The following is a 20362-nucleotide window of genomic DNA, read 5'->3' on the forward strand; positions in this document are numbered from 1 at the left end:
AGAAAAAAGGCAGGTGATTCTCATCAGAAGCCCGAATCAAAAAAGGCCGCCCTCCCAAAAAGGAGAACGGCCTTTTTCAAAAACCACCGAAAAGAGCTCTCAGAGTGCCTTCAGATCGTTCTGCTGAACCTTCTGAGCCACCTCAATCTCCGCACGAGCGGCCTGAATCTGACGACTCAGACTTGCACGGAGCTCAACTTCATCAGGGCCAACCTTTGTCCACTGATCCTTCAGCTGATCAAGCGTCTGACGCGCATCATCAATGGAGAGATCTTCAAGCGCCCGCACCGAATCTGCAAGAATCGTGCAGTGATCTGCTGTCATATCGACAAAACCACCCGTGACGAAGCAACGTTCCAGAACCTGATCGTCCTTGTACAGGGTCACGACCCCACCACGAAGCTGTAGCATCAGCGGGGAGCGGCCTGGCATGGCCGCAATGTCCCCTTCTCCGCCCGGAACAACCACCATATCGACCTCACGGTCTGTATAGCGCTTCTCTGGACTGACGATCTCGGTGCGAAGCGGCATGGATCAGCCCTCCTGCTTCATCTTCTCGGCCTTCGCCCGTGCTTCTTCGATGGAACCAACCATGTAGAAAGCACCTTCCGGCAGGTCGTCACACTCACCGTTCACAACAGCCTTGAAGGAACGCACGGTATCTTCCAGAGCCACCAGCTTACCCGGGGACCCCGTGAAGACCTCAGCCACATGGAACGGCTGAGACAGGAAGCGCTGAATGCGGCGGGCACGCCCAACCACAAGCTTATCTTCCTCAGACAGCTCATCCATACCGAGAATGGCGATGATGTCCTGAAGCTCCTTATAGTTCTGGAGCGTACTCTGAACAGCACGAGCCACCTCATAATGTTCCTGACCCACAATCTTCGGGTCGAGAGAACGAGAGGTAGAATCGAGCGGATCCACAGCCGGATAAATACCCATTTCAGCAATGGAACGGTTCAGCACCGTTGTGGCATCCAGATGGGCAAAGGTTGCAGCCGGAGCCGGGTCGGTAAGGTCGTCAGCAGGCACATACACAGCCTGAACGGACGTAATAGACCCTTTCTTTGTGGAGGTAATACGCTCCTGCAGGGCACCCATTTCCGTTGCCAGTGTCGGCTGATAACCCACAGCGGAAGGAATACGGCCCAGCAGAGCGGACACCTCAGAACCGGCCTGCGTGAAGCGGAAGATATTATCCACGAAGAAAAGAACGTCCTGACCTTCCACATCACGGAAATATTCCGCAACGGAAAGACCTGTCAGAGCCACACGAGCACGAGCACCCGGCGGTTCGTTCATCTGGCCATAGACCAGCGCCACCTTGGAGCCTTCCGTGTGGCCGTTCTCATCAATCTTGATAACGCCAGCGCCCTGCATTTCGTAGTACAGGTCGTTACCCTCACGGGTACGCTCACCCACACCAGCAAATACAGACACACCACCATGTGCCTTGGCGATGTTATTGATCAGCTCCTGAATGATGACGGTCTTACCCACACCGGCACCACCAAAGAGACCAATCTTACCACCCTTCAGGTAGGGGCAGAGCAGGTCAATCACCTTAATCCCGGTCACCAGAATCTCGGTGTTAGCAGCCTGTTCCTCGAAAGAAGGAGCAGGACGGTGAATCGGGAAGCGGGTATCCGTCTTGACCGGCCCCTTCTCATCAACCGGCTCACCAATCACGTTGATGATACGACCCAGAGTAGCCGGACCGACCGGAACGGTGATCTGGCTACCTGTATCTGTCACCTCTGCACCACGAACGAGACCATCAGTCCCTTCCATGGCAATGCAGCGGACCTGACGCTCACCAATTTCCTGCGCAACTTCCAGCACGACCTTCTGATCGCCATTCATGACGTGGAGGGCGTTCAGGATATGCGGCAGCTTATCCGTAAACTGGACATCCACCACCGGACCACGAATCTGGGTGATCCGTCCAACGCCAACACCGGCATTCTCAGCAGAGCGGTTGAGTTCCTCAGACATCAGATTTCTCTCCTGCATGATCTCAGACGGCTTCTGCGCCGGAAATGATTTCGATCAGCTCGTTAGTAATATTGGCCTGTCGTGTACGGTTATACGTCAGCGACAGACGATCAATGGCCTTGCTCGCATTGCGGCTGGCATTATCCATGGCCGTCATACGGGCACCCTGCTCACCGGCAGCACTCTCCAGAATGGCGGCATAAAACTGCACCAGCAGATTACGCGGCAGAAGCTGTGCCAGAAGCTGACCCTCATCAGGCTCAAACTCATAAACAGCGCCATCGCTCCGAGGCTGCGCCGTATTGTCATTTTCAGCCACGGGCAGCGGAACCAGAGCCAGAGACTCAGGCTGCTGGGTCATGGCGTTGACAAAGCGGTTACGCAGCAGGGAGCAGGCATCAATCTCGCCACCCTCAACCAGATCGCCAATCCGCTTGGCCAGATCCTGAGCAAGAGCATAAGCGGCCTGCTGGGTGCCAGAATCGTTATGGAGTGAATCCACAACCATTTCCGGATAATAGCGCTTGAAGATCTCAGCACCCTTGCGTCCGACAGGCAGAAGGCGAACAGTACGACCCTTTGCTTTCAGCTCATCAATCTGCTGACGGGCCGTACGAATGATGTTGGCATTGAAGCCACCAGCCAGACCACGATCAGATGTCAGGATGACAAGAAGATGCACATCATCCTTACCCGTGCCTGCCAGCAGCGGCGGCAGAGTGGATGGGTCCATCCCCTTCGAAGCCGTAGCCAGCTCGCTCATCATACGCTGCATAGTCTCAGCATATGGGCGAGCTGCCTCTGCCTGATTCTGGGCGCGCCTCAATTTTGAGGCGGCGACCATTTTCATTGCGCTTGTGATCTTACGGGTCGATTTGACCCCCGCGATCCTGCCACGCAGTTCTTTCAATGAAGCCATGAGCTAAACCCTCAGGCTGAGAAACGTTTGCCGAAGGCCTCAAGCAGAGTCTTGAGCTCACCCTCGATCTCTGGCGTCAGCTTCTGCTCGGTGCGGATCTTCTCCAGCACGGCCTTACCACTCTGGCGGATCTCATCCAGCAGGGCGGCCTCATAAGCTGTCACCTTGTTCACGGCGATCGGGTCCAGATAGCCACGTGTACCAGCGTACAGAACGACCACCTGCTCCTCAACGGCCAGCGGAGAGGTCTCAGGCTGCTTCAGCAGCTCAACCAGACGGGCACCGCGGTCCAGCTGACGGCGTGTAGCCGGGTCAAGGTCAGAAGCAAACTGAGCGAAGGACGCCATTTCACGATACTGAGCCAGCTCCAGCTTAATGGTACCAGCAACCTGCTTCATGGCCTTAATCTGCGCCGCAGACCCCACACGGGACACGGAACCACCAACGTTCACAGCCGGACGGATACCCTTATAGAACAGATCTGTCTCAAGGAAGATCTGACCGTCTGTAATGGAAATGACGTTGGTTGGAATATAGGCAGATGTATCACCAGCCTGCGTTTCGATCACCGGCAGGGACGTCATGGAGCCAGCACCGAACTCCTCAGACATCTTAGCGGAACGTTCCAGCAGACGGGAATGCAGGTAAAACACGTCGCCCGGGAAAGCTTCACGCCCCGGCGGACGGCGCAGCAGCAGGGACATCTGACGGTAAGCCACAGCCTGCTTGGACAGGTCATCATAGCACAGCAGAGAGTGCATACCGTTGTCACGGAAATACTCACCCATGGCAGAAGCTGCATAAGGGGCCAGATACTGAAGCGGTGCAGAATCAGAAGCCGTAGCAGCCACGACGATGGAATATTCCATCGCACCAGCCTCTGTCAGCTTACGGACGAGGTTAGCCACTGTGGAACGCTTCTGCCCGACCGCAACATAGATGCAGTACAGGGACTTCTTGGGATCACCAGCAGCGTTGACACTTTTCTGAGCCACGATCGTATCGATCAGAATAGCCGTCTTACCAGTCTGACGGTCACCAATCACCAACTCACGCTGGCCACGCCCGATCGGCACGAGGGCATCGATGGCCTTAATGCCGGTCTGCATCGGCTCACTGACGGACTGGCGGGGCATGATGCCAGGAGCACGAACGTCAGCACGGCGATATTCGATGTTCTCCAGAGGGCCACGACCATCAATCGGGTCACCCAGAGCATTAACCACACGTCCCAGAAGCCCCTTACCAACGGGGACTTCCACGACCTTGCCGGTACGCAGAACTGTGTCACCTTCGCCGATCAGGTCACCTTCACCGAAAATGACGACACCAACGCTATCGCTCTCAAGGTTGAGAGCCATGCCACGCACGCCACTCCCCTCGAACTCCACCATCTCACCGGCCTGAACATTCGTCAGACCATAGACGCGGGCAATCCCGTCCCCAACAGACAGAACTGTGCCTGTCTCTGAAACAGCGGCAGGCTGATCGAAAGACGCGATCTGCTGCTTGAGAATTTCTGAAATCTCGGCGGGACGGATCTCCATCACGCGGCTCCCTTCATGGCGTTCTGCAGGCGGGCCAGACGCCCTGCGATCGATGTATCAAAAAGAACAGAACCGACACGCACAACCATACCCCCAATAAGGGCCTGATCGACATGTTCGGTCATAGCAATATTAGCATATCCGGCCTGCTGAAGGCTGGCACGGAGGCTTTCACGCTGCCCATCTTCCATAGGGCGGGCAGTCGTCACCTCCACACGAACCTCACCGCGCTGGCGGGAGTCCAGAAGAAGGACGGCAGACAGGATTTCATCCAGACCAACCAGACGGCGCTGCCGGGCGATAAAACCGACAAAGCGGCGCATGGCATCGTTGAAACTGAGCGCAGACCCAAGAGCCTTCACCAGCCCCTCTGCCTGGCTGACATCCAGCCGAGGGTCTGCCAAAGCGGCGCTCAACTCCGGAATCTGGGCAATTGCCTCGCGCAGTGCACGCACCTGCTCCAGAGTGGCGGCCTTATCCTCTTTGCTTTCTGAGAGATATTCCTCAAAGGCCCGGGCGTAACGCTGCGCTACTTCACCTGGCGCTCTGATCTGCTTTTCCTGTGCAACCGTCACGGGTTCATTCCGTCTTCATGAGGTTCTGCTTTCAAACCGGTTTCCCGGTCTTAACCTAACCGGCATGCCCCAGATTACCGCACGATGCGCAGATCACCAGGGCCGGAACCCGGCCAGTGTTTCGTTAAAGTCCACTAACACGGGCAGCCCCTTCAACGCAACCTGAAGGCCGCTCAACAGCGTTCCATCACAGCATGTCTGCAGACACGTCCAAACGGTATGATGCAGGACGAGGAAAACGGCGGATAACCCCGCCAGATAGACCTTCTACAACGGATCAGTTTTTTCAGGAGACTCTGGAGCGGGCGAAGGGAATCGAACCCTCATCAGAAGCTTGGAAGGCTACTGCATTAGCCATTATGCTACGCCCGCTCTATGAGTGAGGCGACTCTATACCCATTCCCTACCAGCAAGACAAGGGGGGATTCAGCCACGCCCCAGAATATGAAAGGTTTTTTCATTTTCCTCGAGATAGTGCTTGACTTTATGGCGGTCTCGTTATCTTTTCCTGCCCATCGTCACGCCGCACAAGGCAGGACGGTCAGGTCGATTCGACCCAGAAAGGGGTGTAGCTCAATTGGCTAGAGCGCCGGTCTCCAAAACCGGAGGTTGGGGGTTCGAGACCCTCCACCCCTGCCACGTCATACCCTACCCACCTGACTGCCTTACCCGGGTAACAGGACCAGGGTTGAGATAGATTTGAGGATAATGGTGTCGGTCACAAAGCCGAAAGGCAATTCACCGAAGATGCCTCCGGCCCAGAAAGGCCCAGGATTCAGCCTTCGCAGATATTTTGCAGATGTTCGCGCCGAGGCCAAACGTGTCACGTGGCCCACGCGCCGCAACACCATCATTACAACAGGTGCCGTGATGGCCATGGTGGTCGCCACCTGTATTTTCTTTTTTATCGTTGACCAGGTTATCGGCCTGGGAGTCAGCAAAATTTTGGGTATCGGAGGCTAAAGCAGCATCATGGCAAAACGTTGGTACGTTGTGCATGTCTATTCAGGCTTCGAGAAAAAGATTGCCGATCATATCCGTGAACAGGCCGACAAAAAGGGACTGAGCGATCAGTTCGAGGAAGTTCTGGTTCCTTCCGAGGAAGTCACGGAAGTACGCCGTGGCCGCAAGGTGAATGCCGAGCGTAAATTCTTCCCCGGCTATGTACTGGTGAAGATGGAGCTGACAGACCGTGCCTGGCATCTTGTTAAAGATACCCCCAAGGTGACGGGTTTCCTCGGGACACGGAATAACCAGCCAACCCCCATCAGCAATGCGGAAGCCAAGCGCATTCTCCAGCAGGCTCAGGAAGGTGTTGAACGCCCCCGCTCCAGCCTGTCGTTCGAGATTGGCGAACAGGTTCGTGTATCCGATGGTCCTTTCACATCCTTCAATGGCAGTGTTGAGGACATCGACACCGAGAATCAGCGCCTGAAGGTCAGCGTCTCCATCTTCGGACGCTCCACGCCAGTTGATCTGGACTATAATCAAGTCGAGAAGCTCTAAGCCTTGTCTTAAAGCGGGTTATATCCCCGCTTTGTAGAAAACCACCCGCTACCGCTTTCTGGTTTCGGGTGGTTTTTTTATGCCTAGCTTTTCCAATGAAACACTAAAGACATTAAAAAAACCCGCACTCCATCAGGAGCACGGGCTTTTTCTCACCACCTCAAACGAGCAGTTGCTCTTATCGGTGTGAACCTTTCGGCAAAGGCAGAGTGGCCAAAAGCTGAATCGCCTGATCGGACAAAGCACCAACACCTTCAGCCAAAGCTGCCACAAGGTCAGCCTGCTTCCCAGAAACAGGCTGTGGGGATGTCCAACTGACTGTCACGGCACGAGCCTGTGAGGCTGGCGCATCAACACGATGCGCCGACATGACCCCCACAATGACAGCATGGCCAGATGCGTCTTCTTCAAATCGGGACAGACTTAGCTCCAGATAAGCCCCAGCCGTAACCGCCACAGAATCATTCTGGGAGAAAAGCACATGGCCCGGCAGGCGCTGCGCCAAATTAGCCGTCAGAGCATGGCCGATCATTTCGTTCAGCGACTCACTCCATGCGGCAGCAGGCACCATATGGTCCTGTGCATCCCGCATCACCCGCAAAATACCATCTCGGTCCAAACGAGACGTCACTGACGGCGTAAGGACCTCGATAGCCTGCGGCAAAGCCATTCCCATAGCTGGGGATGCTACCTGACCAGGCTGCGGAGCCAGAACATAGTACGTTGTCGGCGTACTACTGCATCCACTCAGCATCCCTCCACCAAGGCAGGCCGTCCCCAGCAGGGCCCACTGCCTCAGACGCTTCAGGGACAGTTTCTTCTGAAACACGGAGGAAGAACGAAGAAAATTCATCATGAATCAGGGCCTCCGGCCAGTAATGAAGGATGAGGGATGACGATCCAGATAATCGGCCAGCATATGGAAGGAACGGGACATCCGTGTCAGCTGAACAATCAGCTCCTCAAGATTTCTGCGGAAATCCGGATTACCGCCGTAAGAGGCCAACAGAGTATTAGCCTGCGCCAATGTGCCATTCAGATTCTTCATCAGCTCGGGAAGATGCTCATCCGCATGGTCCAGAAGATGATTCAGAGACACCAGAGACCCGCGCAGAGCGACCAGAGAGCGGGTCACTTCCGGGCTTCTCAGACGTTCGTCACTATGTTCCAGAATATTATTCAGATGATCGCCAATCTGCGTCAGCGGCATCTCAGAAATCTTGTCAGCAATCGTAGAAACCGACTGAAGGATACTATCCATCCCACCCGGCTGGCTTGGGATCACAGCAATGCCGTTCTCAAACGTCATCGGTGCCGGTGCACGACCCTTTTCATGCACGAAAGAGAGCGCAATCATGGCTTCACCTGTCAGGAAGCTGACATTCTGCACTGAGGCACGCATACCCTCAGCTACGAAATCCCCCAGCAGGCCCGTGCTGCGCCCTGAAGCTGCAGTGCCGTCTGCTATAACACGCTCAGGCTCAAGCTGCATTTCCACACGAACACGAGGGTTATGCGTCTTGTCACCCAGCTCCAGATGAACACCTGTGACCTGACCAACCTGAAGGCCGAACATGGTCACCTTGCTACCCTCTGTCAGGCCACCAACAGCTGTATCAACATAGGTCAGGACAGGCACCTTATGCCGATAGCGGGCATTATCAGCATCTTCCTGTGTCTCATAAAGATGGAAGACGGAATCAGGTGTCGCAGATGGAGTATCCTCACCCTGAACCTTATCAGGCCGCCCGAAAGCAACACCGCCGGACAACAACGCCTGGAAAGATTGCAGGCGAATCTTCATTCCACCAGCACCAAAACCGATCTGCATGCCAGACACATTCCAGAAGCGGCTGTCTGTCCTCAGATAATGATCATACGGTGCCTTAATGAACACCTTGAGCAGAATGGGGCCTTCCCCACCCGGTGGCATGGTGTAACCCAAAATCTCGCCCACCTGCACGTCACGATAGAAAATCGGCGCTCCCGGACCGAGGGATTCCAATTTCGGCGAGACAAGCCAGTATGTGCTCCCCGGTTTGTCAGAGCGGACACCGGGCGGATTCTCCAGCCCCTTGAAATGATCCTGGAAACGGCCCGTCCCCGGTTTGCCGGGGTCCATGGCAATGTAGGAACCAGAAAACAGCGTATCGAGCCCGGTAATGCTGGCGCCATTGATCCGCGGGCTGACGACCCAGAAACGGGTATGCTCATTCAGCATATGAGCATCAATGCCATTCATCTGAATCGTGACATCAGCATGACTCATATCCGGACTCAGGGACACGGACTGGACCACACCAAGGGTCACGGCCTTATTCTTCACCTGCGTCTGGCCCGGAACGATACCATCTGCCGCATCGAAAGAAATGACGATGCGTGGCCCCATAGAAGCAAAATGCCGCCATGCCAGCCAGCCAGCTATCAACAATGCCAGAACAGGGATGATCCAGAGCACGGAGAAACGGGGCAGCCGGGTATTGGCCTCTACACCACGCCTTGGGTCTGGATGTAGCTTATGCTGATCATCACTCACGCTTTTTCAGGCTCCATATCCTGTAATTCCGATGTACCAGCCTCACCACCTTTACGGGAGAAATCCAGTACTTCCTGATTATAGCCCGCAGCATCCCACATACGCCGGGGATCATACAGGTCTGCTGCAAAAATAGTTAACACCACCACCATGGCAAAAAAGACCACGCCCAGCTCTGCCATCACGCTGGCCATAAAGCCAAACCGCACCACAGCCGCCAGGATGGAGATCATGAACACGTCAATCATCGACCACCGACCAATGAACACCACCACCTTATAAAGGCGTGTCAGGCGCCTAAGAGATGCAAGTGTCGCCTTGCCACGGCACTCACAGGCCATCATCAGGGCCAGCAAGATCACCTTCAGGACCGGCACGGTGATACTGGCAAACAGCACCAGCAAGGCGAGGAAATAAAGATTCGCCTCCCAGAGCTGGATAACACCGGAAATGATGGTACTGGGCTGACCATGCCCCATCTTCACAAAAGCCATGACGGGCAGAAGATTAGCCGGAATATAAAAGATAAAAGCGGCTATCAGAAAACACATTGCCGCCTGCAGGCTGTTCCGTTTCCGCCGCCGCAATATCTGCCCGCAACGGGGGCAATCCCCCATGTCACTCTCGTCATTCACAGAGCTACGTGCAACAAAAGTCAGACCACAGGCATGACAGGAGAGCATATGTTTTTCGGGCGGCATAGGCCGTCCTGCTGCTGCCCTGTAAACCCCCAGCCCATGCCGTGGGGCAACGGAACGGTGCCGCCAGATCATTTCAGCATCGAAGGTGGAATCCATCGCTGCCATCAGCACCATGAGCGCCCCAAGAAGGAACACACCGGGCTGCAATGTCACCAGTGCCAGGTCAACCAGCTTGGTGTAAGCCACCAGCACGCCGATAACGTACACCTCAATCATGGACCATGGGCGCAGGCGCTCGTACCACGCCATTAAGGGCCTCACCCAAAGAGGCATCTCTACTCGGGATGCGCCATATAAGATCAGCGCCATGCAGACCAGCACGATACCGGGCATGAGCACACTGGCCAGAGCCACCAGAATAGCAATAGCCCCAAAGCCCTGCCGTGCCATTTCCACGGGGCCACTCATGAGGGACACCATGTTCTCCCGGCCATAGACATTCAATGTCATGAGCGGGCTGACCAGAAGCACAATATACAAAGCGAGAGACGATAGACAGAAGGCCAGCGGACCACCAATCTCCGATGTCTTACGCTGGCGCCCCATGGTTTCTCCACAGCGGGCGCAGGTCAGCACATGGCCAGGCTTCAGCGCAGGCACATGCTGGAACAGACCGCAGGCGGCGCACTCATGCACACCTTCCACTATCTTGAGGGAGGGTTGATCAACATCATGTCGGAGGAGGGAACATGCCCCGCCCTGGGTCCACAACCCCTTATGAAAACGGTCTTTCCTGAGCATCTATTCCTCTTGCGCTGCCGGAGGCCCATCTGCAACCCCTCCAGGCTTTATTGAGAAATATTTTATACCGCCCATTGCCCCACCGTCCAATTTTCTGTATAGGCTCAACCGGACGCCGACATAGCTCAGGGGTAGAGCAACTGATTCGTAATCAGTAGGCCCTCGGTTCAATTCCGAGTGTCGGCACCATTTTCCCCACAGGATAAGGCAGGCATGGCGGAAAGACCGAGCGGTGATTTCATGTCCCCTTCGGGTCCTTTTTTCTCCACTGCCCACCATGACGTAACAAAACCATCCCTGCTACCAGGCCATGGTATTGCTGTTCTGCCAGCAGATACGCTTTTGCTTGTCTTCTTCCTGATCGTTTTTCTTGAATATCGCCATCGTGCAAGGCAAAAGCGCAAAGCTTGGCAGATAGTGTGCCAGTTGATTGCCCAACATCAAAATACCCTTGCCCAACGCCAACAGCGTTGCCTGACTGGCGATCATTATGGTGTTGTCCATGCAGAGCGTTGGGAGAAAGAGCTCGACTATTTCTGCCGCAGCATCCTGCTAACGACCCTAAGCCAGGAAAATCTGGCTCTTTTCTGGCCTCCTTTGCGGAAGCGTGCCCTACGGCGCATTCAGCGTGTCACGCGGACTATCCTCAGGCAAAACAGAACACCCTCACCCCGCATTCCCACAGCAATGGGCAATACGGTGCCAGAGCGTTTCCATGCCAACATGGACCCGCTGGATTATGAGCGTTTTTGCGCTCATCAGCTCTATCAGGCTGGATGGCAGGCCCGAACGACACCTCCCGGTGCCGATCAAGGGCTCGACATCATGGCCGAACAAGATGGGGTGCGGCTTGTTGTTCAATGCAAGCTCTATAGCCGCCCTGTAGGCAACAAAGCTGTGCAGGAAATCTTCACAGCACGGGAACACAGACGGGCCCATCATGCCGCTGTCGTCTCCAATGCAGGCTATACACGCTCAGCCCGGCAACTTGCCCATGCAACGGGCGTGCATCTGCTCCATCACAGTGAACTTGCCACGCTAAACCTGCTCGACCTCCAACCAGCCCCCGACCTGTTCACGCAATAAAAAAAGACCGGCTTTTGAGCCGGTCTTTTTTCCCATCATGACAGGGTGACCACCCAAAGGGCAAGGTCACCCTGTCATCACACCTGATATCAGGATGCAGCAGGCACGCGGATGATGTAATCGAAGGCAGAAAGAGCTGCCTTAGCACCTTCACCCATAGCAACGATAATCTGCTTGTACGGCACGGTCGTAGCATCACCAGCAGCAAACACGCCGGGGATGGATGTACGGCAACGCTCGTCAATGCCGATCTCACCGATGCGGGACATCTCGATACTGCCACCCTTCAGCCAGTCTGTGTTAGGCAGCAGACCGATCTGAACGAAGATACCATCCACATCAATGCTGTGGTCGCTGCCATCCTTGACATCCTGCCAGCTCAGGCCAGTCATCTTACGGCCATCACCACGGATTTCTGTCGTACGGGCATTCACCACGATATCGACATTCGGCAAGCTGCGGACCTTGTTCTGGAGGACTTCATCAGCCGTCAGCACAGGGTCATACTGAAGCAGCGTCACATGAGAGACGATACCGGCGAGGTCAATGGCGGCTTCCACGCCGCTGTTGCCACCACCGGCCACAGCAACCGGACGACCCTTGAAGAACGGACCATCGCAGTGCGGGCAGTAGGCAACGCCCCGTGTGCGGTATTCTTCCTCACCCGGCACGTTCAGCTGACGCCAGCGGGCACCAGTTGCCACGATGATGGTACGAGCCTTCAGGTGAGCACCGCTTTCCAGAATGATCTCGTGAAGACCACCTTCCTTCTCGGCCGGGATCAGCTTGGCAGCGCGCTGTGCTGTGATGACACGGACATCATAGCTACGAACATGCTGTTCCAGATTCTTGGCCAGAGCCGGACCTTCTGTCTCCGGTACGGAGATGAAGTTTTCAATGCCAGCCGTATCCATGACCTGACCACCGAAGCGCTCAGCCAGCAGACCCGTACGCACACCCTTACGAGCTGTATAGATGGCAGCCGCACAGCCAGCCGGGCCAGAACCGATCACCAGCGTGTCGAACGGTGCTTCATCATTCAGCTTCTCGGAAGCCTTGGCAGCACCTTCTGTATCGATCTTAGCCAGAATCTCGGGCAGCTCCATGCGGCCTGTGGAGAAACGCTCACCATTCAGGAAGACCTGCGGAACGGAACGCACGTCACGCTCGTTCACTTCGTCCTGGAACAGGGCGCCGTCAATAGCCGTGTGACGGATGTTCGGGTTCAGAACGCTCAGCGTGTTCAGAGCCTGCACGACATCCGGGCAGTTATGGCAGGACAGGGAGAAATAGGTCTCGAAGTGGAAATCACCCTTCAGAGCCTTGATCTGCGCAACCTGTTCAGCCTCAACCTTCGGCGGGTGGCCACCGACCTGGAGCAGAGCCAGCACCAGAGACGTGAACTCATGGCCCATCGGAATCCCGGCGAAGCAGACCTGCACGTCGGAATTTGCGGCACGGATCAGGAAGGACGGGCGGCGGGAATCCGTGCCACCTTCCTGATAGGAAACCTTGTCAGAGAGTTCGGAAATTTCATTCAGAAATTCCTTCATCTCACGGGACTTGTCGCCATCATCAAGGCTAGCAACAAGAATGATGTCGTGGCGCAGATGCTGGAGGTACCCTCTCAGCTGGCCTTTGAGTTCGTCGTTCAGCATGAATTCTCTCTCCAGAATCTCTGGTGCTCAAGGCAGGACAGACCGGGGACTGACCCTATGAAAAAGGAGGCGCACCGCAAGTCACAGCACGCCTCCCCTCAGCGGTGGGGAGAGGCCCCCACCAGACTTCCCGTTTTCAGGGCGTGATCAGATCTTGCCGACCAGGTCCAGGGACGGGTTCAGGGTTGCTGTATCGCCACCTTCTTTCCACTTAGCCGGGCAGACTTCACCCGGATGAGCGGCGATGTACTGAGCAGCGCGGATCTTGTCGAGCAGCTCGGCAGCGCTACGGCCCACACCCTCAGAGGTGATTTCGATGTACTGGATCTTGCCTTCCGGGTCGATCAGGAACGTAGCGCGGTCAGCTGTGTGGCTGCCATCAGCACGCAGAGCATCGAAGTTACGAGCGATGTCACCGGACGGGTCACCGATCATGGTGTACTGCACCTTGCCGATGGCCGGGGATGTGTCGTGCCATGCCTTATGGGTGAAGTGCTTGTCTGTGGACACACCAAAGACTTCAACACCCATCTTCTGGAAAGTTTCATAGTTCTCGGCGAGGTCTTCCAGCTCCGTCGGGCAGACGAAAGTGAAGTCAGCCGGGTAGAAGAACACGACGGACCACTTGCCGCGCAGGTCTGCATCAGAGACCTGAAGGAACTTGCCATCACGGAAAGCCTGTGCGGTAAAAGGCTTAATTTCGGAACCAATAGCAGGCATGAAAACCTCCTCATTCACTATCAGAGTTCTAGACTTCCGCAGGACTTGCGAATGCCCCTTTTAGGGAGCAACCTGACCTTTGGAATGTCAAGCATGTTTACCTTCTAGCCTCCGCTGACAAAAGCGTCTAATTGAGGGTTGTTATCAGTATAATTAAGAATCATTATCAGCATCTATACGATTTCAGTCTTTTTCCCTTGGCCCTTTCTCCAACTCAGCTTATTGGTACTATCATGTCCTATGTTCCTCTCTCCGGTCTGTCCCTCCGGGACATCGAGTACGTCGTTGCAGTTGATGATCTGCGCAATTTTTCCCGTGCTGCTGAGCGTTGCGGAGTCAGCCAGGCAGGACTTTCTGAACAGGTAAGAAAGCTGGAACAGCTTCTTAACGTCACCCTGTTCGAACGCTCCCGCCGCCATGTGGCTCCCACACCGGAAGGTGAGCGCCTCATCGCACTGGGACGGGATGTGCTGGCCTCAGCCCGCAACCTGCTGGAAGTCGCCCGTGCCCATACGGGCCCGCTGGATGGCCTGCTGCATATTGGTGTGATTCCCACGCTTGGGCCCTATTACATTCCCGGCCTGTTGCCACGCCTGCGGCAGAAATACCCTCAGCTTGGCCTGCGGCTGAATGAGAACACGACTCCCAACCTTGTCCAGCTTCTCCGACAGGGCGATCTGGATGTTGCCTTCATGGCCCCTACAGCCGCCACCGAATCGCTGGAACATGCACCGCTCTTTCTAGAGCCTTTCCTCGCTGTCTTCCCCAAAGATCACGAGCTGGCAAACAAGAAGCACCTTTCCATTTCCGATCTGGCCCGGCCGGACCTTCTGCTGCTGGAAGATGGACACTGCCTGCGGGATCAGGCCCTCTCCCTCTGCCCCAGCAATTTCCGGTCTCAGGATCAGCGACTGGCTACCAGCCTGGAAATGCTCTGGCACATGATCGGGGCTGGTGAAGGCTTCTCTCTCATCCCCCGTCTGGCGCTCAATAACCGTCAGGAGTTCGACAGCCTCGTAACCATCCGGGAGCTAAGCGAAACAGAAGCACGCAGGACCATCAGCCTCGTCTGGCGCCCTTCCGATCCGCGAGCAACGTCTTTCCGGGAACTGGCCAACTTCCTCCGGGTTGCGACACCTGACGGATGCCTCCCACTGCCCAAAACAAAAATCCCAGCCTAACGCCTCTCTCGGGGTAGACTGGCAACAGGATCAAAAAAACGGGTGGAGAGCTCCTGCTCTCTCACCCGTTTTTTATGACCTCATATCACGCCCGGATCAGGGCGGGCTGATCAACAGCCCACCCTTCTCCTAGAGCAGATATCTCAGCTCAGCGTCATCAGCTCGGCGTTACCACCAGCAGCAGCCGTGTTGATACTGACCAGCTTCTCCTGAAGCAGAGCTTCCGGATGCAGCGTAGCGCTATCAGCCCAATAGACCAGCGGCACAGGCGCATCTGGGTTCTTCAGATGATCTGCAACAATCTGCCACAGCCCTTCATTAACGGTCTCTGTCAGGATGACGGTGCAACCGCCAACATCTTCCAGAGAATCCGCTGGATGAATGACATTCCGCAGCACGTCAGGCAGCGTATCCAGAGAGCTGATAACAGCCGGAGCGGCCAGAGCCACGACTTCGTTCCCACAGCTCACGGCATAGCTGATCATGCGCTTCAGGCCACGGGCTGTCTCAGCCACAACCAGAACACGTCCACGAGGCTCCAGCGTATAGGTGTTGCTCTCACCCACCGGAGACGGCAGGGACAGGCTGCATTCCAGCAGACCATGATCCATCCATGGCGTCACTTCACGGGCCAGTTCACGGTCATCCGTGCCCAGCCACAGCAGCCATGAGCGTGCCATAGCCGGCATGGCGCCTGTCTTAGCCAGCGGCGTGCGGGGAGACTCTGCCAGCTGACGGCGCAGTGCCAGCGGGCCACCAGCCTTTGGCCCCGTACCGGAAAGCCCATGCCCACCGAACGGCTGAACACCAACGATAGCCCCAACGATATTGCGGTTGACGTAGATGTTCCCCGCCTCGACACGATTCACCAGATAGTCAATCCGGGAGGAGACACGGCTATGAACACCAAAGGTCAGACCATAACCACCGGCATTACTGCGGGTAATCAGGGCTTCCAGCTCCTCACGCTTGTAGCGCAACACATGGAGCACCGGACCGAAGATTTCACCACCCACATCAGCAATTGAATTGACTTCAATCAGGGTCGGCGGAACGAAAGTGCCACCATTGGTTTCTTCCACCACAGTCGGCGCCTGGAAGACCGGATGATTCCGGGAACGCAGTGCCTCAATGTGATCTTCAATCCCCTTGCGAGCCACTTCACTGATGACCGGCCCAACATCCGTAGCCAGCTTGGCCGGGATACCAATCCGCAGTTCTTCCATGGCTCCCTTCAAGAGGGAAATGATGCGATCGGCGGCATCTTCCTGCACGCAGAGAACACGCAGTGCGGAACAACGCTGACCAGCACTATCAAAAGCGGAAGATACAATGTCCTTCACGACCTGTTCCGGCAGGGCGGAGGAATCAACCACCATGGCATTCAGCCCACCTGTTTCCGCCACGAGCGGCACAGGCTGACCATTACGACCCAGACGGCCATTCAGCTGACGGGCAATGATCTGTGCCACAACCGTGGAGCCGGTGAACATCACACCTGCGATGCGTTCATCCGCCACCATGGCCGCACCAACATCCCCTTCACCGGGAAGGAACTGCAGGACTTCCTTGGGAACACCAGCCTCATGCAGAAGCTTGACGGCCTCCATAGCAATCAGCGGCGTTTCTTCTGCCGGTTTGGCCAGCACGGTGTTACCGGCTGCCAGAGCAGCAGAAACCTGCCCAAGGAAAATGGCCAGAGGGAAGTTCCACGGGCTGATACAGACGACCGTTCCCAGCGGGCGGTGTGTCTTGTTGCTGAATTCCCGCCGGACCATCCCGCCGTAATAGCGCAGGAAGTCGATAGCCTCACGAACCTCGGCAACAGCGTTCGGGTAGGATTTACCCGCCTCACGCACGGCCAGCCCCATATAGGCGATGTAGCGTTCTTCCAGCAGGTCTGCTGCACGCTCAAGAATGGCACCACGCTCGTCAGACGGACGGCCTGCCCAGTCCTCGAAAGCACCTTCAGCAACATCAACTGCGTGACGGATATCACCCGGCACGGCAAACGTCACCTGCCCGACCTTATCGCTCCGCTCGGCAGGGTTGGTTACTGGATGAACAGGGCGCTCTGCTGCACCAAGACCGGGGACCAGCGGCGCAGCCTCATACTGTTCCGGCAGAGTGTCGAGCACCTTGCCGAGATGGGCCAGAACGACATCATCATTCAGGTCCATACCCTTCGAGTTCCGGCGCTCCGGCTCGAACATGTCCAGCGGCTTCTTGATCTCACCATGCGGGGCACCAACCGGGCTATAGGACCGTGTAATCTTGACCGGGTCTTCCACCAGTTTTTCCAGCGAAATCTTCGGGTCGCCCAGCAGATTGATGAAGGAGGAGTTCGCACCATTCTCCAGCAGGCGGCGGACCAGATAGGCCAGCAACGTGTCATATGTGCCTACGGGCGCATAGATACGGCACGGACGGTCCAGATTCTTCGGCCCGACAACCCGCTCAAACAGGGCTTCACCCATGCCGTGCAGGCACTGGAATTCATACTGCCCCTTCTGGAAGTTCTGGCCTGCCATCGCATAGATGGACGCCACCGTGCGGGCATTATGCGTTGCAAACTGCGGGAAGACAGCATCCGTAGCGCCCAGCAGCTTGCGGGCACAGGCAACGTAGCTGACATCCGTATGACATTTGCGAGTGAAGACCGGGAAGTCTGACACGCCATCAATCTGGGCCTTCTTGAGCTCACTATCCCAGTAAGCTCCCTTGACCAGACGAATCATGAGGCGATGGCCGGTCTCACGACCGAGGGCAATGATATAGTCGAGTACGGCAGCAGCACGGCGGCCATAAGCCTGCACAACAAAACCGATACCATCCCAGTTGGCCAGATCAGGATCACGGCAAAGGGCCTCCAGAATATCCAGAGAGATGTCCAGACGCTCACTTTCCTCGGCATCAATGTTCAGGCCGATATTGTAGTGCTTGGCCCGTACGGCCAGTGCCTTCACGGTCGGCAGGAGCTCGCCCAGAACACGCTCACGCTTGGCCCGCTCGTAACGGGGGTGCAGAGCGGAGAGCTTGATGGACAGGCCGGGACGCTCATAAACCGTTGCCCCTTTGGCACGGCTGCCGATGGCTTCCAGCGCAGCGTGGTAAGATGCCTGATAGCGCTCGGCATCAGCACGATCCAGCGCTGCCTCGCCCAGCATGTCGTAAGAATAGGTGAAACCCTGTGATTCCCGCTTGCGGGAGTCCTTCAGCGCACCCTCGATGGTCTGGCCCAGCACGAACTGCTGACCCATCATCTGCATGGCAAACTGCACGGCCTGACGGACGACCGGCTCACCACGCTTCCGCAGCATACGGTGAATGACACCCATACGCTTCTTGGGGGCGACCAGACGGCTCGTAATGTCCAGCCCCCATGAAGCAGCATTGATGATGAGGCCGTTATCACGCCCCATATGGGAGAGCCAGTCACCCACACCGACCTGATCCCGGATCAGGGCATCACGAGTAGCACGGTCCGGTGTCCGCAGCAGGGCCTCGGCCATGCTCATCAGGGCCACACCCTCGGCAGAACCAAGACTGAACTCCTGCACCAGTGTTTCCACGAGGCCGGGCTGACGGTGGTCACGCAGGGCACGGGCAAGTGCGAGACTGACTCGCCCTGCGATTCCCTCCTCCTCCACATTCAGCTCAGCAGCTGGAATCAGGGCCTCAATACAGGCCTGCTCCGGGTACCTGATCTTTTCAGTAATGGCCTTCCGCAGGACAGAACGTTCCGGCAATGAACCAAAATGACGCGCAAAATAAGCCATACCAAACCTTCAAGCTGATAGCGTGACAATCACTTCCTGTTGTTGCTGGAGAAAGAACTTCTCTGCTGCAAGCCAGACCATGAAATATGGGGTGTTGTCCATATCCAAAAAGAAGATTCCTGCAAAATATATTTTAAGAACGAAACATTCCCAAAGCCCGCTCCCTGCCCACAGCAAGGAACTGTCTCGTTACACCTTCGACTCTTATCCCCCCTAAAGGGCAGAAAAGAGCCATTTGTTTAAAATACGGTAAAAATCATACAACAGGGTGAGGCGGTGGAAAGCACACTCCCGCCCCCATCATGCCCTCATGAAGGGAAAAGCCTTCACGGTACCGTCAGGCGAGGATGAATCCCCCACCGAGCACACGGTCACCTTCATACATCACACAAGCCTGCCCCGGCGCTGGCAGAGCGGGCTCCTCAAGCTGCACCTCAGCCCGGTTCCCCTCCAGAGGGCGCACAATGGCCTGACGCAGCCCTTCCCGTGCCCGAAGCTGTACCCCACAACGCACGCCTTCTGCTGGTGCATCAATCAGCCAGTTCATGTCTCTCAGGCGAACGGTGCGGCGACTCTCATCGCTGGTCAGCTTCTGGCGAGGGCCGACAATGATGCGGCGGGACGGCACATCAATAGCCGTGACCATCTGGCGTTCGCCCGTGCCGGTGTGAATATCCCCCAGACGGCGACTCTGCCCGACCGTATAGCGGGCAATACCCTCATGACGGCCCAGCACGTTACCTTTTTCGTCCACAATGTCACCCGGCCCTTCGATCTCAGGCCGCATCTTCTCCACCAGCCCGGCGTAAGAGCCATTCGTAACAAAACAGATATCCTGACTGTCCCGTTTGGTGGCGACATCCAGCCCCAGCTCCTCCGCCAGTGCCCGAACATGGGCCTTATCTGGCATCTCACCCAGCGGGAACCGCAAAAACTCAAGCTGCTCACGCGTAGTGGCAAACAGGAACCAGCTCTGATCCCGGTCACGGTCAACGGGACGGTGCATCTCCACCCCGTCCGGCCCTTCCACCCGGCGCACATAATGGCCGGTCGCCATAGCCTCACAGCCAAGGTCCCGGGCCATGTTCAGAAGGTCCGTGAACTTGACCCCCTGATTGCAGGCCACGCAAGGAACGGGTGTTTCCCCTCTGGCATAGGCATCAGCAAAGCTCTCGATCACGCTTTCCCGAAAGCGGCTTTCCGCATCAATAACATAATGAGGAAAACCGATGCGCTCGGCGACCATGCGGGCATCCATGATGTCCCGCCCGGCGCAGCAGGCACCGGGCTTTGCCGGGCCGCTATGATCGTAAAGCTGGAGCGTTGCCCCGATAACCTCGTGGCCCTGCCGCTTCAGCAGTGCCGCCACGACAGAACTGTCCACACCGCCAGACATGGCCACAAGGATACGCATG

At 56.4% G+C, this 20362-nt stretch carries 16 protein-coding genes and 3 tRNA genes; 6 read left to right on the forward strand and 13 right to left on the reverse strand.

Annotated features, from left to right (window positions below; all coding sequences use genetic code 11):
• Nucleotides 1-99 precede the first annotated feature (99 nt).
• The 6 genes from atpC to NQF86_RS08525 all read right to left on the reverse strand — a co-directional run bounded on the left by atpC (nt 100) and on the right by NQF86_RS08525 (nt 5411).
• A complete protein-coding gene (atpC, locus tag NQF86_RS08500) occupies nt 100-531 on the reverse strand; it encodes an ATP synthase F1 subunit epsilon (protein WP_266117219.1) in 432 nt (143 codons plus the stop codon).
• A 3-nt stretch (nt 532-534) separates the two neighbouring features.
• Nucleotides 535-1998 carry a F0F1 ATP synthase subunit beta gene (gene atpD / locus NQF86_RS08505; RefSeq protein WP_266117221.1) on the reverse strand — a complete coding sequence of 488 codons (1464 nt, stop codon included), beginning with the start codon at nt 1996-1998 and terminating at the stop codon, nt 535-537.
• Between the two features lie 22 nt (nt 1999-2020).
• Nucleotides 2021-2917, reverse strand: coding sequence for a F0F1 ATP synthase subunit gamma (locus tag NQF86_RS08510; protein WP_266117222.1), 897 nt, complete (start codon nt 2915-2917; stop codon nt 2021-2023).
• Between the two features lie 11 nt (nt 2918-2928).
• Nucleotides 2929-4464, reverse strand: a complete 1536-nt coding sequence (gene atpA / locus NQF86_RS08515; protein ID WP_266117223.1) for a F0F1 ATP synthase subunit alpha — start codon at nt 4462-4464, stop codon at nt 2929-2931.
• On the reverse strand, nt 4464-5039 hold the full coding sequence (gene atpH / locus NQF86_RS08520) for an ATP synthase F1 subunit delta (protein WP_266117224.1): 576 nt from the start codon (nt 5037-5039) through the stop codon (nt 4464-4466). Before atpH ends, atpA begins: the two co-directional genes overlap by 1 nt.
• Nucleotides 5040-5336: 297 nt before the next feature.
• Nucleotides 5337-5411, reverse strand: a tRNA-Gly gene (locus NQF86_RS08525).
• Between the two features lie 190 nt (nt 5412-5601).
• Between NQF86_RS08525 and NQF86_RS08530 the strand changes: the two genes are divergently transcribed.
• From NQF86_RS08530 to nusG, 3 genes are all read left to right on the forward strand, one after another.
• Nucleotides 5602-5678, forward strand: a tRNA-Trp gene (locus NQF86_RS08530).
• 69 nt (nt 5679-5747) lie between these two features.
• On the forward strand, nt 5748-6002 hold the full coding sequence (gene secE, locus NQF86_RS08535; RefSeq protein ID WP_266117225.1) for a preprotein translocase subunit SecE: 255 nt from the start codon (nt 5748-5750) through the stop codon (nt 6000-6002).
• Nucleotides 6003-6011: 9 nt separating this feature from the next.
• On the forward strand, nt 6012-6545 hold the full coding sequence (nusG, locus tag NQF86_RS08540) for a transcription termination/antitermination protein NusG (protein ID WP_266117226.1): 534 nt from the start codon (nt 6012-6014) through the stop codon (nt 6543-6545).
• A gap of 178 nt (nt 6546-6723) precedes the next feature.
• Here nusG and NQF86_RS08545 read toward each other — a convergent pair whose 3' ends face one another.
• From NQF86_RS08545 to NQF86_RS08555, 3 genes are read right to left on the reverse strand one after another with little or no spacing between them, the layout of a single operon-like run.
• Entirely contained in the window at nt 6724-7401 is a 678-nt protein-coding gene (locus NQF86_RS08545) for a PqiC family protein (RefSeq protein WP_266117227.1), read from the reverse strand.
• 3 nt (nt 7402-7404) lie between these two features.
• The gene (locus NQF86_RS08550; RefSeq protein WP_266117228.1) at nt 7405-9081 is read right to left on the reverse strand and encodes a PqiB family protein; all 1677 of its coding nucleotides are present in this window, start codon (nt 9079-9081) and stop codon (nt 7405-7407) included.
• Nucleotides 9078-10418 carry a paraquat-inducible protein A gene (locus tag NQF86_RS08555; RefSeq protein ID WP_266117230.1) on the reverse strand — a complete coding sequence of 447 codons (1341 nt, stop codon included), beginning with the start codon at nt 10416-10418 and terminating at the stop codon, nt 9078-9080. Before NQF86_RS08555 ends, NQF86_RS08550 begins: the two co-directional genes overlap by 4 nt.
• A gap of 219 nt (nt 10419-10637) precedes the next feature.
• Here NQF86_RS08555 and NQF86_RS08560 point away from each other — a divergent pair.
• Nucleotides 10638-10712, forward strand: a tRNA-Thr gene (locus NQF86_RS08560).
• Between the two features lie 24 nt (nt 10713-10736).
• Nucleotides 10737-11609: a restriction endonuclease gene (locus NQF86_RS08565; protein WP_266117231.1), complete on the forward strand. Its 873-nt coding sequence runs from the start codon at nt 10737-10739 to the stop codon at nt 11607-11609.
• 89 nt (nt 11610-11698) lie between these two features.
• Here the strand turns inward: NQF86_RS08565 and ahpF are convergent, their stop codons facing one another.
• On the reverse strand, nt 11699-13267 hold the full coding sequence (gene ahpF, locus NQF86_RS08570) for an alkyl hydroperoxide reductase subunit F (protein ID WP_266117232.1): 1569 nt from the start codon (nt 13265-13267) through the stop codon (nt 11699-11701).
• Between the two features lie 147 nt (nt 13268-13414).
• Nucleotides 13415-13987 (reverse strand): alkyl hydroperoxide reductase subunit C, encoded by a 573-nt coding sequence (gene ahpC / locus NQF86_RS08575; protein WP_043559605.1) that lies wholly within the window; start codon nt 13985-13987, stop codon nt 13415-13417.
• Nucleotides 13988-14220: 233 nt separating this feature from the next.
• Between ahpC and NQF86_RS08580 the strand changes: the two genes are divergently transcribed.
• Nucleotides 14221-15168 (forward strand): hydrogen peroxide-inducible genes activator, encoded by a 948-nt coding sequence (locus tag NQF86_RS08580; protein WP_266117233.1) that lies wholly within the window; start codon nt 14221-14223, stop codon nt 15166-15168.
• A 143-nt stretch (nt 15169-15311) separates the two neighbouring features.
• On the opposite strand, the gene putA is transcribed toward NQF86_RS08580, so the two are convergent.
• Both putA and mnmA read right to left on the reverse strand, forming a co-directional pair.
• On the reverse strand, nt 15312-18947 hold the full coding sequence (gene putA, locus NQF86_RS08585) for a bifunctional proline dehydrogenase/L-glutamate gamma-semialdehyde dehydrogenase PutA (protein ID WP_266117234.1): 3636 nt from the start codon (nt 18945-18947) through the stop codon (nt 15312-15314).
• 337 nt (nt 18948-19284) lie between these two features.
• The gene (gene mnmA / locus NQF86_RS08590; protein WP_266117235.1) at nt 19285-20361 is read right to left on the reverse strand and encodes a tRNA 2-thiouridine(34) synthase MnmA; all 1077 of its coding nucleotides are present in this window, start codon (nt 20359-20361) and stop codon (nt 19285-19287) included.
• Between the last annotated feature and the right edge of the window lies 1 nt (nt 20362).

The sequence above is a fragment of the Bombella pluederhausensis genome, from assembly GCF_026385525.1.
GTDB classification, from domain to species: Bacteria; Pseudomonadota; Alphaproteobacteria; order Acetobacterales; family Acetobacteraceae; genus Bombella; species Bombella pluederhausensis.